Raw genomic sequence first — 12,881 nt, forward strand, 5'->3', positions numbered from 1 at the left:
GGCCCGCCGGCTCCGCACCGACCCTCCCTGGAGGTACTGGGGCGCCGCGGTTACGGGGCCACTGCGCTTACGGGGCCGCCGCGCTTGCAGGCCACGGCGACTTCCACTGCATCAGCACGAGTTCACCACATCAGCAGGACCCCGGCAGTTGAGCACGGCGGCTCCGCAGGGACTATGAATTCTTCCTGCCCACGGAGCTGGGTCCTTGTGCCCATGGTCTGGACGGCACTGCACCTCCTCCTTGACGTGCCTGTCTTGCTCTCCTCCTACGCATGCCCGCCCTGCACACCCTCCCTACCGTGCCCGCCCTGCACGCAGACACAGTCAAAAAGGCGGTACCGCTTCCGGCGTAGGTGGGCTTGGCGATCCCACTGATGCCCCTGGTTTGATCGGGCCGAGTTCCAGGAACGGCTCAGTCCTGTAGACCCGGCCGGTCGGCGAAGTCCACTCGATCACGCCGGGTGTTGGCTGGCAGGCTTTCCAATAGCCCAGGGTCTTGAACCGGTGATGCCGCCGGCACAGATGTTCCAGATTCCCGTGGTCGGTGGGACCGCCCCGGGACCAGTCGACGGTGTGGTCAATGTCCGAGCTTGCAGTGCTGACCCGGCACCCGGGGAACCTGCAAGTTCCATCCCGGGCACGAAGCCAGCGGCGGAGCCCGGCCGGAACCTTCCTTCGCCTCCCGACACCCAGGATCTCCCCTGTGTGCGGATCCTGTGCCAGTCCGGTCCAGCCTGCGGCGTTGCGTGCCAGTCTGCGGGCTGCTTCGGCGCTGATAGGCCCGTAGCCGTGCAGTTCGGCAGGCTGCTCGTTGGCGCCGAAGAGTGTTTCGGCGTTGATCAGGACCATGATTTCTGCCCGCGGGACGGCACCCATGTCATCGCAGTTAGGTCCTTCCGTACCGGTCGAACCGCTCGCCCGCTTTGCTCCACCATCACTAGGGACTCGCGTTGGGCCACGCCCGATAATTCCCCCAGCGCCATCTCCAGCGACCAGCAGCGGGCCAGGACCGGCGGCTCCACCCGCACCACCGCTTACGCGCATCCTCCCGAGCCCGCCCATCAGCAGTTGCGCGAGGATGTCTGCACGCAGCTGATCCGCCGTCCGGGAATCCCCACCCGCTTGCTCTCCCCGGGCTGCAGTGGTCAGGGTCGTGTAAATCTGCTGGGCTTCTTCGGCCCGCAGGTGGGCGGACAGGCAGGACATGCCGTCCTCTTCGCGGTCCAGGGTTACCTTGCGCTGCTCGAACGCGGTGAGGTGCCTTTTCGCGATGGTTTCCGGATACTGCTTTTCGCGCAGCCTCCGGGCCTTCGCGGAAAACTGCGCCCGGGTCTGCCCCTCGGCAGCCTGGAGCAGCTCGGTTTCGAATTCCGGCAGTGCAGCGGGAGGAACGTTCTGGCATTGGTCCAGCACCACCTGCGCGTGGGAGTAGCTGAACCGTCCTTCTTCCAGACCGGCCAGGGTGGCGGTATGGGTACTGCACAGGCTGCCTGCTTCGTACATCATCCGCTGCGCGGTGGTCTGGGGAACGTTCAGGATGGTGGCACATTCGGCGGCCGCGAGGCTGAACGCGATCCCGGGCTCAACCCGCCCTGACGCATTGAAGAAGCGGTCCCGGAAAACCTCTTCCATCCGGTCCATCAGACGGGCCTGCTGCGCCTGCGCCCACGAAATCAGATGCGCGACCCGGGCTAAGGCTTCTCCGACGGTTTGCTCGTCAAAGGCTTCAAGGTTCTGCAGTGCCAACGTTCCCGTGAAGCCATCCGGGTACGCGCTGGCCGCCCCTCCGTCGACACCCGGGCCCTCGGCGGTGGAAGTATTCGGAAGACCAGCGGCGCCGGCAGAGTCGGCAGGACATCCGGTAGCAGCGGAACCGGCTGCGGTCGGCTCGGCTGTGTACGGCTCGGCTGCGGCCGGCTCGGAGGAAGCAGGGAAGACGGAGCGGCCAGGATCAACATCGGGTTCCGCGCGGTACACAGCCAGAGTCACCGAAGGGCAACGCGTCTCTGCGCCGCCGGCCTGCTCTTCCGGCTGCTGCTCTTCGCCATCCTGCTCTTCGGTTATCCGTTCGGTGTTCCCGAGCTGATCCATGCCTAAGGATTTCATCTGGCACTGACATTTCCGGACCGAAAACAGGCCCAAAACGGCCCTCCCACAAACCGAAAATACGCGTCTTTCCGGCTCATCCACTTGGTTTTTCCAGTTCTGATACTTGCTCTGTTGGCCCGCCGCTACATTCCTGCATAGATCACCAAGACGTACGCTTTTTCGGGGTCACGAACGTTGAAGCTTGGGCAGCTCATCCGACGGACAGGCCTTCCGCAGGTGCTCGAGTTTCCTTCGCCCCGCTGAAACCTGCTAAGCTTCTTGAGTCCCACAGGACCTGCCGTTTACGGCGTCCTTGCCCTCGTAGCTCAGGGGATAGAGCGGTTGCCTCCGGAGCAACAGGCCGTAGGTTCGAATCCTATCGAGGGCACATTGAGACAAAAGAGAAGAACCCCGCAGCCCCGGCTGCGGGGTTCTTCTCTTTAAGCTCGCAGCTCTTACCGCCGCGCCCCAGCCAGCTCCATCCTCGGGCCGGGCGGCCCCGACGGCGGCAACCTCCCCGGCGGCAACAGTGGCATGCTCGACCGCGGCACGCCCAGCCGTGGAAGGCCGGGGCGGCGGGTTCGAACGGGAGAGACAGGTGCACGGTCGACTCCTGCCCCCGATAGGAGGGAAACCAGAGAAGGCTTCCCTCCGCCGGAATTCTTTCTCCAAAACCCTTGCGCCACCAACCCCTCCCGGGGTTATGGTGTTCGCACATACCAACCGGTCGGTTCCGATCGCCGGACCTGCCACGAGAAACCCGGACACCCGCCGCATGAAGACCATGAACATCAAAGAAGAGCTCGCACGGACCTCCGTAGAACTCTTCGCGCGGCACGGCTACGCAAAGACCAGCGTGCAGCAGATTGTGGATGCGGCCGGCGTGACGAAGGGAGCGCTCTATCACTACTTCAATTCCAAGGATGACCTGCTCTTTGACATATACGACCGCATCCTGACCCTCCAGCACGAACACCTGACCGAGATCATCGGCCGGAGGCTTCCGGCGGTGGAAACAATGCGCCTGGTCTGCGAGGACGTCGTGATGACCTCCATCGACTGGATCCGCGAAGGATCAGTGTTCTTCCGTTCGCAGCACATGCTCAGCGAGGACCGGCAGGAAGAAGTGAAGCGGAGGCGGCGCGAATACAACGAGGCATTCACCGCCCTCCTGGTCCGCGGCCAGTCCGACGGCGTCTTCCGCACCGACATCCCCATCCCGGTACTCGCAGCCAATTTCTTCTCCGACCCGCACTATCTCTCGTACTGGTACTCCCCCGGTGGGGCGATTACCCGCGAACAGGCAGCCGCCCAATTGACCGAGCTGTATCTGGCCGGCCTCCGTAAACCGTAATTCCGCACCCCCACAGCAGCGCAGCACCCCAGCGCCACCCGCACTTCCGCACCACAGCACCACCGCACCACCGCACCTCACAGGACCACCGCACCACAGCACTGCCGGCACCACCGCACCTCCCGCACTACCGCCCTACAGCACCAGACGCCGTACGCAAGGTAAGAGCAGAGACGATGGAGTACTCATGCAGGAGCAACAAACCGACCGGTCGGTTCCGACCCGTCTCCGGTTGGATGGCATCACGGTCCGGTTCGGCGGACTGACAGCACTCGACTCAGTTTCCCTGGACATTCCCGCAGGCAGGATCGTGGGGATCATGGGACCGAACGGTGCCGGCAAGACCACCCTGTTTAACGTGATCTGCGGGGTTTTCGCGCCCAACGAGGGAAGCCTCGAACTCGACGGCCAGGGCTTCACGCCGAAACCGCACCTCCTCACCCGTTCCGGTGTAGCCCGCACACTGCAGGGACTGGGACTCTTCCCCGGCCTGACGGTTCTCGAAAACGTCATGACAGGCCTGGCGGCCGGCGGCCCACGCCGCGGCCCCGGCCCCGGCCTTCTGGCCCTGCCGGGCTCCGTGCGCAGGGAAGCCCGCCTCGCTCAACGTGCGGAAGATGCGCTGGAGGCCCTCGGCGTCGGCCGCTATGCCGCCGCCCTCCCCGACACGCTCCCCTACGGCATCCGCAAGAAGGTGGCGCTTGCCCGCGCACTGGTGAGCGAGCCGAGGCTGCTGCTGCTGGATGAACCCGCAGGCGGGCTCGGACAGGACGATATCGACGAACTGGCGTCGATCATCCGCACCGTTCCCGGCGACGGATGCTCGGTGGCGCTGGTGGAACACCACGTGGACCTGGTGATGGCGGTCTGCGACCGCATCGCCGTCCTCGACTTCGGCCGCCTCATTGCCGAAGGCACACCGGCTGAAATCGGCGCCGATCCTGCCGTCGCCGACGCCTATCTGGGAGTTGAGGCGGCATGAGCAGCGCACTTGCCCTCGACGGCGTCAGTGCCGGCTACGGCGCCGTACAGGTGCTACATGACATTGACCTTGCGGTAGCGGAAGGTTCCATCACCGCAGTGGTGGGGGCCAACGGCGCCGGGAAGACCACCCTCCTGCGCACCATTACCGGGCAGCTGCGCCCCTCATCCGGCAGCATCCGGATCAAGGACGGCGTGGACCTGGCCAGGGTGGCGGTCGAGGACGTGGTCCGCCACGGCGTCGCCCTGGTTCCCGAGGGCCGCGGCGTGATCACCGAACTGACGGTGGAGGAAAACCTGCGCCTGGGCGGACTGTGGCGGAAGGACCGCAGGGCAGCGGAGGCAGTGCTCGCGGATATGTACGAACTTTTCGAGCCTCTCGCCCGACGGCGGAAAGCGGCCGGGCACCAGCTCTCCGGCGGCGAGCGCCAGATGCTGGCACTCGGCCGGGCCCTGATGGCTGCGCCGTCACTGCTTCTGTTGGATGAACCTTCCCTGGGCCTGGCACCCAAGGTGAGTGCGCAGATCCTGGGCATGCTGCGCCGCCTGCGCGACGACACCGGACTCACCGTCCTGCTGATCGAGCAGAACGTCCGGAGCGCCCTAGCCGTCGCCGACCACGGCGTCGTCCTCAATCTGGGCCGGATTGTCGCCTCCCGGCCCGCCGCCGCCCTGGCTCAAGACACCGATCTCCGCCACACCTACCTGGGGTTCTAATGGACAGATTCCTTTTCCTCACCTTTGACGGCCTCGCACGCGGCGCCGTCCTCGCGGCCTTCGCCCTCTCCCTGGTCCTGATCTGGCGTGCAGCGCGGATCGTGAATTTTGCGCAGGGAGCCATGGCCGTGGCGGCAACCTACATCGCCTTCACGGTCACCGCGCTCACCGGCAATTACTGGGCCGGACTCGCTCCCGCCCTCGCTGCCGGTTTCCTCATCGGCGCCGTGGTGGAGCGCGGCGTGATGCGCTTCGTGGGCCACGGCTCGGCGCTGAACCCGGTGATTGCCGGACTGGGGCTGCTGATGCTGATCCAGGCCATCCTGGGCATGGTGTTCGGAAACAACTACCGCACCATGGTGACGCCGTTCAGCTCGGAACCGGTGGAGATCTTCGGCATCACCGCTTTCTCCTCCTACGACCTGTTCGTCTTTGCCTGCATCGCAGTGCTTGTGGGCGGCCTGGTCCTGCTCTTCACGAAGACGCCGCTGGGGCTGCGGCTGCGGGCCTCGGCCTTCGCCCCGGATCTGGCCCGCCTCCTCGGGGTCCGGACCTCGCGGATGCTCACCCTCGGCTGGGCTCTGTCCTCCGCCCTCGGCGCCCTGGCCGCGCTTCTGGTGATCCCCACCGAACTTGGCCTCAACCCGCATGCCGCGGACTCGGTCTTCGTCTATGCCTTCACCGTGGCGGTCATCGGCGGGCTCGATTCCCCCGCAGGCGCCGTCCTGGGCGGACTGGCCGTGGGTGTACTGCTCAGCTGGGTCAGCGGCTACTGGGGCGCCACCCTCGCGCCGGTCGCCATCCTGGTGCTGCTGCTGGCGGTGCTGCTGATCCGCCCGGGCGGAATCTTCTCCATGGCTAAGGAGCGGACGGTATGACGGTCGCCAGAAGGTATCTCTTCGCCGCCATAGCGGCGGCCGTCCTGATCGGACTCACCTTCGTGGTCCCTTCCTTCTCCTCCTACCAGCTCGCCACCGTCTGCGCGTATCTGTGCGGCATCGCCGGGCTGACCCTGCTGACTGGCGCCGGCGGCCAGCTGTCCCTCGGCCAGGCGGCCCTGATGGCTGCCGGAGCCTACAGCTACGCCTTGACTGCCAACACAATGGCCGACGCCGGCACGGAAGGTCCGCTGCTGCTCCTGCTGCCGCTGGCGGCAGCGGTGGGAGGTGCGGCCGTCCTCGGGCTGGTCATCGGCCTGGCTGCCGGCCGGCTCCACGGCCCGTACCTCGCCGGTTTCACCATGGCACTCGTAGTGGCACTGCCGGCGGTGACCAGCACCTTTTCCTCAGTGCTCGGCGGCGACCAGGGACTGTGGATCACCGTGGAGAAGCGCCCGACGGCGTTGCGCGGCATGGTCTCCAACGAGGCGTGGCAGGCGTGGCTCGCCGTCGTCTGCTCCGTCCTTGTCCTGACCCTGCTGGCGAACCTGCTGCACGGACGCTTCGGACGCGAACTGCGGGCAGTCCGGGACAACCCCGTGGCGGCTGCCCTGGCAGGCATCAACCCGGCCCGCACCAAGGTCACCGCCTTCGTCATCAGTTCCGCAGCAGCCGGTATGGGCGGCGGGCTGCTGGCCTACACCACGCAGAGTGCGAGCCCCGGCGCCTATTCGCTGGTGTTCTCCCTGTTCCTGCTGATGGCCGCCGTGGTCGGCGGCATCGGCTCCCTGACCGGAGCCGTCTTCGGCGCCGTGCTCCTGGTGGCCCTGCCTCACCTGATCAGCACGGCCACATCCCGGCTTCAGCTGTCCGCAGACCTGTCCCAGCGGCTGGACGGCAACCTCGCCGTAGCCATCTTCGGCCTGGTCCTGGTCCTCGTGGTGCTGCTTGCCCCGCAGGGCATCTACGGCCTGCTGGTCCGGCTCCGTTCCCGGCTCCGCAGCCGGGCAACGCCACCGCGTTCCGAATCCGTTCCGGACAGCTCCTTCGAACCCGCACCACCGTCAGCATCAACTACAACCACCCGGTTATCCGCCCGGCATGAGTCCGAGCAGCTACCGGCAACCCCGAAAGGTCAATGATGATCAGCTCCAAACTCCGTCTGGGCACCGCCGTCCTTGCAGCCGCAGCACTCGGCCTCGCGTCCTGTGCTTCCGCGGAAGAAGGCGGCGAGGCCGCAGCACCCGAAGACGTTCCCGGGATCACGGACACCACGGTCACGGTGGGCACACACCAGCCGCTCACCGGTCCGGCCGCAGCGGGTTACTCCACTATTTCCCCGGCCACCCAGGCCTACTTCGACTACGTCAATGACAACGGCGGAATCAACGGCCGGACCATCGAGTACATCGTGAAGGATGACGGCTACAACCCCGCCAACACCCAGACCGCCGTCCGGGAGATGGTGCTCCAGGACGAAGTGTTCGCCCTGGTGGGCGGCCTGGGCACGCCGCCGCACAGCGCGGTCCTGGACTTCGTTAATGACAATGAAGTGCCGGACCTCTTTGTGGCCTCGGGCAGCCCGACCTGGAACCAGCCGGAGGACTATCCCTACACCTACGGCTTCATGGTGGACTACCCCACTGAGTCCCGGATCCTGGCCACCTACGCGCAGGAGGAGTTCCCGGACAAGACCTATTGCTTCTTCGGCCAGGATGATGACTTCGGCGAAGAATTCCAGGCGGGGCTTGAAGCGGTTCTCGGCGAAGACGGACTGGCCGATGCCCAGGTCTACTCCACGGCCAATACCGACATTGCGGCGCAGATCAGTTCCATGAAGGAGGCCGGCTGCGAGGTCAATTTCCTGGCGACCATCAACGGCTTCAGTGCGCAGGCGGTGGGGACGGCCGCAAAGCTCGGCTACTTCCCGCAGTGGATGGCCTCTTCAGCCGGCGGTGACTTCAACACCCTCTCCGGCTACCTCGGAGAAAACACCAACAAACTGCTGCAGGGCTTCGTCAGCGCCAACTATCTGCCCGGTTATTCGGACACCGAGGACGAATGGACCGCCCAGTTCAAGGAGATCAACGAGGAATACAACGCCGGGGCTCCCTTCGACGGCAACACCATCTTCGGAATGTCCATTGGCTACCTCTTTGTCGAGGCGCTCAAGGAAGCCGGCGAAAACCCGACCCGCGAATCCCTGCTGGAGGCGCTCGAGTCCGGCAACGTCACCGGCAACGGCCATGCGCCGCTGGGCTTCGGCGAGGACTCCCACCGGGGGTACACCGGCGCCATGCTGACCAAGGTGGACAACGGCGTGCAGTCCTACTTCGGCACCCCGTACGTGGTGTCCGGCGAGGAAGTGGAGGAATACACCGAGGAACGTCCAGCCATGCCGGCTGACGGCCTGCCGGAGTAGCCTGAGCAGCCTGAGCAGCCGGAGTCGCCCCCAGAGGCATTTCCACTAGAACTTCCCACTAGAAGGGGCCCGTCCGCACTGGACGGGCCCCTTCTTGGTGCGGACAGTGAATCCGGGTGCTGCTAGCCGAGCACGTAGAGGGAAATCGACTCCGCTACGCAGGCAGGCTTGTCCACGCTCTCTATCTCCACGGTTACCAGGAGCTTGACGCGTACGCCCTGCGCCACGGGTTCCACCGAGGCAATCTCCGAGCGGGCCCGTACCCGGCTGCCCACCGGCACCGGATGCGGAAAGCGCACCCGGTCCAGGCCGTAGTTCACGCCCATCACCATGCCGTCCACCCGGAACCGGCTGGAGGCGAGCGCGGGAAGCAGCGCCAGGCTCAGGTAGCCGTGCGCGATCGGCCCGCCAAAGGGTCCCTGAGCCGCCCGCTCGGGATCCACGTGGATCCACTGGTGGTCATCCGTGGCATCGGCAAACAGGTTCACACGGTCCTGGTCAATGCTGATCCATTCGCTGGTCTCCACCTGCCCCACGGCCTCGGTAAGTTCCTGCACGGAACCGAAGTGCGCCACCGCTAGGCCCTCGGTCCGCCGGCAACGTAAAGCACCTGTCCGGAAACGAACGAGGCCTCCTCGCGGGCGAAGAAGGACGCTGCCGCAGCAATGTCCGCCGGGGTCCCGGCCCGGCCCACGGGAATCTCCTTTGCCGCATGCGCCACGAAGTCTTCGAACGGCACCCCGACGCGTTCCGCCGTCGCCCGCGTCATGTCGGTCTGGATGAAGCCCGGAGCAATCGCGTTGACCGTGACGTTGTACCGACCCAGCTCGATGGCCAGCGTCTTGGTGAAGCCCTGAATGCCCGCCTTGGCGGCGGCGTAGTTGGCCTGGCCTCGGTTGCCAAGGGCGGAGGTGCTGGACAGGTTGATGATGCGGCCCCACTTCTGCTGCACCTGGTGGGCCTGCACGGCGCGGCTCATGAGGAACGCTCCACGCAGGTGCACCCCCATGACGGCATCCCAGTCCGTATCGGTCATTTTGAACAGCAGGTTGTCCCGGAGGATGCCCGCGTTGTTCACCAGGATGGTGGGCGCGCCCAGCTCCCCGGCGATACGGCCCACAGCCTGTTCGACGGCGGCGGCATCGGCAACGTCGGCGCCGACGCCCACCGCCTTGCCGCCGGAATTGTTGATGGCCTCCACGGTGGCTGCCGTGTCTTCTTCCCGGAGGTCCAGGACTGCCACCCGATGCCCGTCCGCAGCCAGGCGCATGGCGACGGCGGCGCCGATCCCCCGTCCTGCTCCGGTGACGACGGCGGTGCGCTGGTCCAGCGGTGCTGATGCCTCTGTCATGTCTCTCCTGTCGGCAAATGAGCGGCGGCCCACTGACTGTGTGCTGCGTCTCTTTTGCCGAGGGTACCGACCGGACGGTACGGACGCAACGGCGGGATGGGGAACGGCGGGGACGACAGGGCCGGGAAGTACAGTGCCGGTAAGTACAGTGCCGGGTAAAGCCGTAGCCCTAGCCGGGCTGCGGCACGCTCCGCCCCCGAAAGGTCCGGCGGTAGGCCGCGGGGCTTGCGCCCACATCCCGGTGGAAATGATGGCGCAGCAGTTCGGGCTGCCCGAACCCCGCGGCACGCGCCACCTCTTCGACCGTGAGATCCGTATCTTCCAGCAGCTCCTGCGCGTAGAGCACCCGCTGGGCGTTGATCCACGCCGCCGGGGTGGTGCCGGTCTCGGCACGGAAGCGGCGGGCGAAGGTCCGCGGCGACATGGCGGCCCGGGAGGCCAGGTCCTTCACGGAATGCTCCTGCGCCAGGTGTTCCCCGATCCATTCCAGGACCGGTTCGAGAGTGTCACCTGCCCCGGCCGGCACCGCCCGGTCAATGTACTGCGCCTGTCCCCCGTCCCTGTGGGGCGGCACCACCATGTCCCGGGCGATGGCGGCGGCGGTCTTGGCCCCGTGGGTGATCCGGACCAGGTGCAGCGCCGCATCAATACCGGCCGCCGTGCCCGCGCTCGTGATGACGGTGCCGTCCTGGACATACAACACATCCTCGTCCACCTGGACGGCCGGGTAACGGGCTGCCATGTCCGCCGAATACATCCAGTGAGTGGTGGCCCGGCGTCCATCGAGCAGCCCCGCCTCGGCAAGCCGGAAGGCCCCCGTGCAGATGCTCATCACCCAGGCACCCCGCCCGTAAGCACTGCGCAGCACCTCCAGTACGCGGGCATCTGTTTCCCCCGCATAGTCCCCTCCGGGAGCCATCACCACCAGGTCTGCATCCGCGGCTGCCTCCAGCCCGGCATCCACAGCGATGCTGAACCCTGCCTTGGTGGACACGAGGCCGGGTTCGGGCGTGCAGAGGCGGAAATCGAAGGCCGGCACTCCGCCGCCGCGCTGGGAACGGTCGATGCCGAAGACTTCGGCCAGCACGCTGAATTCGAACGGCGCGGTGCCGTCCAGGACGATGACTGCTACAGAGTGGAGCATGGCTTCAGTGTGGACCCTGTGGTGGCAGGATTTCTACGGTAATGGGCATTTCTGCCACTTATTTCTGGACGGATCCAGCGCCAGCATGGAGTCATGGTTATTGTGCTTATGCTCCTCGCCGCGGCGGTTGCCTTCACCCTCGTCCTCGGAGCCACCCTTCGGTTCCTGGCCAGTGACGGCCACGGCCACCTCCCTGATGTCCCGTCCCACCGCTCCTGGGACGGAACGGTGTACTGACCCGCTTACTCCGGGTCTGGCTGCCCGTGCGCATACAGGTCCCGCAGCAGGGCAATCTCCGCCAGGTGGTGGATCATTTCCCGGTTGATGTGCAGCACCAGTTGCGCCATGGGAGCGTCTGCCCATTTGCCTTCGGCCGGTCCCACCGGTGCTGCGAGCGCCGCGTCGTCCAGGGAGAACACCCCACTGATCCATCTCCCGTAATGCTCATCCAGCACGGCCAGCGCCCCGGCAGCCGTCGCCGGGTACTCGAAGCTGTCATAGGAGACCGGCGGCCCGCCGAACTGCGAAGCATTGCGGGCACCGAGCACGCCCACGAGCAGGTGCCCCAACCGCCAGGCGATAGTGGTGACCGGCGCCGGAACCGGCTCAGGGTGCATGAAGTCGATGACGTACGGGCCAGAGCCGACGCCTACCGGCGAGGCCCCCCGCGGCCGCACGCTCCAGCACCCTTGCACGGGTTCCCAGAAGTACTCCGCGTCGCCCAGGCCCTCCAGGCGCGGCCGCGCCAGGTTCTCCCAATGCCATTGAAGCTGCCCGGCCAGCCGCGCAGGGACATCCAGATCCCTGACTGGTTCCATGGATCCCCTGCGCGCCATGCCTGCCTCCTTTGTGCGGGTGCCCCCGTCGGTGTGTGCCTGCGGCCAGATTAGTTTCCAATCAGGACAGCTTTTGACCTGATCGGCGCGTAGCTTGGATTCCATGTTGGAGACATCCGCCCGGCTCCTGCAGCTGCTGTCGCTGCTGCAGATGCGCCGCGAGTGGACCGGCGCCGCACTCGCGGAGCGGCTGTCCATCACCGAACGCACGGTACGCCGGGATATCGGCAAGCTCCGCACCCTGGGTTATCCCATCTCGGCGTCCCCCGGCATAGCCGGCGGCTACCAGCTCGGTGCCGGGGCGCAGCTGCCGCCCCTTCTGCTCGACGACGACGAAGCCCTTGCCGTCGCACTCGGTCTCGCCGCCGTGGCCACCGGACCGGTGACGGGGATCGGAGAAGCCTCGGTGCGGGCGTTGGCCAAGTTGGAACAGGTACTGCCGGCGCGCCTGCGTCCCAAGTTCTCCGCCCTGCGGCAGTCGGTATCCACCCTTTCCGGACCTCCGGGCGCCGTTGATCCGGGAATCCTCACCGCTTTTTCCGCAGGCATCACCGAGCACCGGATCGTCAGCTTCCGCTACACCGCCGCCGACGGCGGCACCGGACGCCGGATCGTGGAGCCCTACCGGCTGGTGAGCACCGGACGGCGCTGGTACGCCGTCGCGTGGGACCTGGACCGCCGTGACTGGCGGACCTTCCGGGTGGACCGCTGCACCAGCACTCCCGCCCCACGCGAGCGGTTTACGCCCCGGCCCCTGCCGGCCCGGGACCTGGCCGCCTACGTCCAGGCCTCGATTACCCGTAACCCCTACCGCTACACGGTGGTGGTGCGGCTGGCCGCACCACTGGCGGCCGTGGCCGAGCAGGTACCACCGGATGTCGCCAGCGTCGAAGCCGATGGCCCCGGACACACCATTGTGCGGGGCGGCTGGGATTCACTGGACCTGCCCCTGATCGACCTGACCTCCTGGGGTGTGCCCTTCGAGATTCTCGAACCCCCGGAAATGCGCGAACGTGCCCGGCGGGCGGTCTCCCTGCTGCAGCACGCCGTCGGAATCCCGCCCACGGCGGAATCCGGGCAGACCGCGGGGCCAAGCCACTAGACTGGTGG

Annotated in this window: 13 protein-coding genes and 1 tRNA gene; 9 read left to right on the forward strand and 5 right to left on the reverse strand. The window is 66.5% G+C overall.

Translation table 11 applies throughout. The features are described from left to right. Positions 1–324: 324 nt before the first annotated feature. Positions 325–2,091, reverse strand: coding sequence for an HNH endonuclease (locus QNO03_RS04655; protein ID WP_289602188.1), 1,767 nt, complete (start codon positions 2,089–2,091; stop codon positions 325–327). 312 nt (positions 2,092–2,403) lie between these two features. Between QNO03_RS04655 and QNO03_RS04660 the strand changes: the two genes are divergently transcribed. The 7 genes from QNO03_RS04660 to QNO03_RS04690 all read left to right on the forward strand — a co-directional run bounded on the left by QNO03_RS04660 (position 2,404) and on the right by QNO03_RS04690 (position 8,440). Then, positions 2,404–2,476: transfer RNA gene (locus QNO03_RS04660), tRNA-Arg, on the forward strand. Positions 2,477–2,863: 387 nt separating this feature from the next. Beyond that, positions 2,864–3,442 (forward strand): TetR/AcrR family transcriptional regulator, encoded by a 579-nt coding sequence (locus QNO03_RS04665; RefSeq protein WP_289602190.1) that lies wholly within the window; start codon positions 2,864–2,866, stop codon positions 3,440–3,442. Positions 3,443–3,629: 187 nt separating this feature from the next. Continuing rightward, on the forward strand, positions 3,630–4,424 hold the full coding sequence (locus QNO03_RS04670) for an ABC transporter ATP-binding protein (protein WP_289602192.1): 795 nt from the start codon (positions 3,630–3,632) through the stop codon (positions 4,422–4,424). Beyond that, complete coding sequence (locus QNO03_RS04675) at positions 4,421–5,140, forward strand: ABC transporter ATP-binding protein (protein WP_289602193.1); 720 nt, start codon at positions 4,421–4,423, stop codon at positions 5,138–5,140. Before QNO03_RS04670 ends, QNO03_RS04675 begins: the two co-directional genes overlap by 4 nt. Further along, positions 5,140–6,018 (forward strand): branched-chain amino acid ABC transporter permease, encoded by an 879-nt coding sequence (locus tag QNO03_RS04680; protein WP_289602195.1) that lies wholly within the window; start codon positions 5,140–5,142, stop codon positions 6,016–6,018. Before QNO03_RS04675 ends, QNO03_RS04680 begins: the two co-directional genes overlap by 1 nt. Continuing rightward, positions 6,015–7,160, forward strand: coding sequence for a branched-chain amino acid ABC transporter permease (locus QNO03_RS04685; protein WP_289602196.1), 1,146 nt, complete (start codon positions 6,015–6,017; stop codon positions 7,158–7,160). Before QNO03_RS04680 ends, QNO03_RS04685 begins: the two co-directional genes overlap by 4 nt. Continuing rightward, positions 7,160–8,440, forward strand: a complete 1,281-nt coding sequence (locus QNO03_RS04690) for an ABC transporter substrate-binding protein (RefSeq protein ID WP_289602198.1) — start codon at positions 7,160–7,162, stop codon at positions 8,438–8,440. The genes QNO03_RS04685 and QNO03_RS04690 overlap by 1 nt, the downstream gene beginning before the upstream one ends. Before the next feature lie 122 nt (positions 8,441–8,562). Here the strand turns inward: QNO03_RS04690 and QNO03_RS04695 are convergent, their stop codons facing one another. The 3 genes from QNO03_RS04695 to QNO03_RS04705 form a co-directional block, all read right to left on the reverse strand. After that, entirely contained in the window at positions 8,563–9,015 is a 453-nt protein-coding gene (locus QNO03_RS04695) for a MaoC family dehydratase (protein ID WP_289602199.1), read from the reverse strand. A 2-nt stretch (positions 9,016–9,017) separates the two neighbouring features. After that, positions 9,018–9,791 (reverse strand): 3-oxoacyl-ACP reductase FabG, encoded by a 774-nt coding sequence (gene fabG, locus QNO03_RS04700; RefSeq protein WP_289602200.1) that lies wholly within the window; start codon positions 9,789–9,791, stop codon positions 9,018–9,020. 169 nt (positions 9,792–9,960) lie between these two features. Then, positions 9,961–10,935 carry a GlxA family transcriptional regulator gene (locus QNO03_RS04705; RefSeq protein WP_229950622.1) on the reverse strand — a complete coding sequence of 325 codons (975 nt, stop codon included), beginning with the start codon at positions 10,933–10,935 and terminating at the stop codon, positions 9,961–9,963. A gap of 93 nt (positions 10,936–11,028) precedes the next feature. On the opposite strand from QNO03_RS04705, the gene QNO03_RS04710 reads away from it, so the two are divergent. Next, complete coding sequence (locus tag QNO03_RS04710; protein WP_229950619.1) at positions 11,029–11,172, forward strand: hypothetical protein; 144 nt, start codon at positions 11,029–11,031, stop codon at positions 11,170–11,172. A 5-nt stretch (positions 11,173–11,177) separates the two neighbouring features. Here QNO03_RS04710 and QNO03_RS04715 read toward each other — a convergent pair whose 3' ends face one another. Continuing rightward, positions 11,178–11,771: a DinB family protein gene (locus QNO03_RS04715; protein WP_502874544.1), complete on the reverse strand. Its 594-nt coding sequence runs from the start codon at positions 11,769–11,771 to the stop codon at positions 11,178–11,180. A gap of 103 nt (positions 11,772–11,874) precedes the next feature. Here QNO03_RS04715 and QNO03_RS04720 point away from each other — a divergent pair, with 103 nt between their 5' ends. Continuing rightward, positions 11,875–12,873: a helix-turn-helix transcriptional regulator gene (locus tag QNO03_RS04720; RefSeq protein WP_229950616.1), complete on the forward strand. Its 999-nt coding sequence runs from the start codon at positions 11,875–11,877 to the stop codon at positions 12,871–12,873. Positions 12,874–12,881: the final 8 nt, after the last annotated feature.

This window comes from Arthrobacter sp. zg-Y877, from assembly GCF_030373105.1.
In the GTDB taxonomy this organism is placed as follows: Bacteria; Actinomycetota; Actinomycetes; order Actinomycetales; family Micrococcaceae; genus Arthrobacter_B.

Excerpts from the sequence above, each read along its gene's own strand:
- QNO03_RS04710 (WP_229950619.1), top strand. The coding sequence starts at position 11,029 with ATGGTTATTGTGCTTATGCTCCTCGCCGCGGCGGTTGCCTTCACCCTC.
- QNO03_RS04715 (WP_502874544.1), bottom strand. The coding sequence starts at position 11,771 with ATGGCGCGCAGGGGATCCATGGAACCAGTCAGGGATCTGGATGTCCCT.
- QNO03_RS04685 (WP_289602196.1), top strand. The coding sequence starts at position 6,015 with ATGACGGTCGCCAGAAGGTATCTCTTCGCCGCCATAGCGGCGGCCGTC.
- fabG (WP_289602200.1), bottom strand. The coding sequence starts at position 9,791 with ATGACAGAGGCATCAGCACCGCTGGACCAGCGCACCGCCGTCGTCACC.
- QNO03_RS04655 (WP_289602188.1), bottom strand. The coding sequence starts at position 2,091 with ATGGATCAGCTCGGGAACACCGAACGGATAACCGAAGAGCAGGATGGC.
- QNO03_RS04705 (WP_229950622.1), bottom strand. The coding sequence starts at position 10,935 with ATGCTCCACTCTGTAGCAGTCATCGTCCTGGACGGCACCGCGCCGTTC.
- QNO03_RS04720 (WP_229950616.1), top strand. The coding sequence starts at position 11,875 with ATGTTGGAGACATCCGCCCGGCTCCTGCAGCTGCTGTCGCTGCTGCAG.
- QNO03_RS04670 (WP_289602192.1), top strand. The coding sequence starts at position 3,630 with ATGCAGGAGCAACAAACCGACCGGTCGGTTCCGACCCGTCTCCGGTTG.
- QNO03_RS04680 (WP_289602195.1), top strand. The coding sequence starts at position 5,140 with ATGGACAGATTCCTTTTCCTCACCTTTGACGGCCTCGCACGCGGCGCC.
- QNO03_RS04665 (WP_289602190.1), top strand. The coding sequence starts at position 2,864 with ATGAAGACCATGAACATCAAAGAAGAGCTCGCACGGACCTCCGTAGAA.
- QNO03_RS04690 (WP_289602198.1), top strand. The coding sequence starts at position 7,160 with ATGATCAGCTCCAAACTCCGTCTGGGCACCGCCGTCCTTGCAGCCGCA.
- QNO03_RS04675 (WP_289602193.1), top strand. The coding sequence starts at position 4,421 with ATGAGCAGCGCACTTGCCCTCGACGGCGTCAGTGCCGGCTACGGCGCC.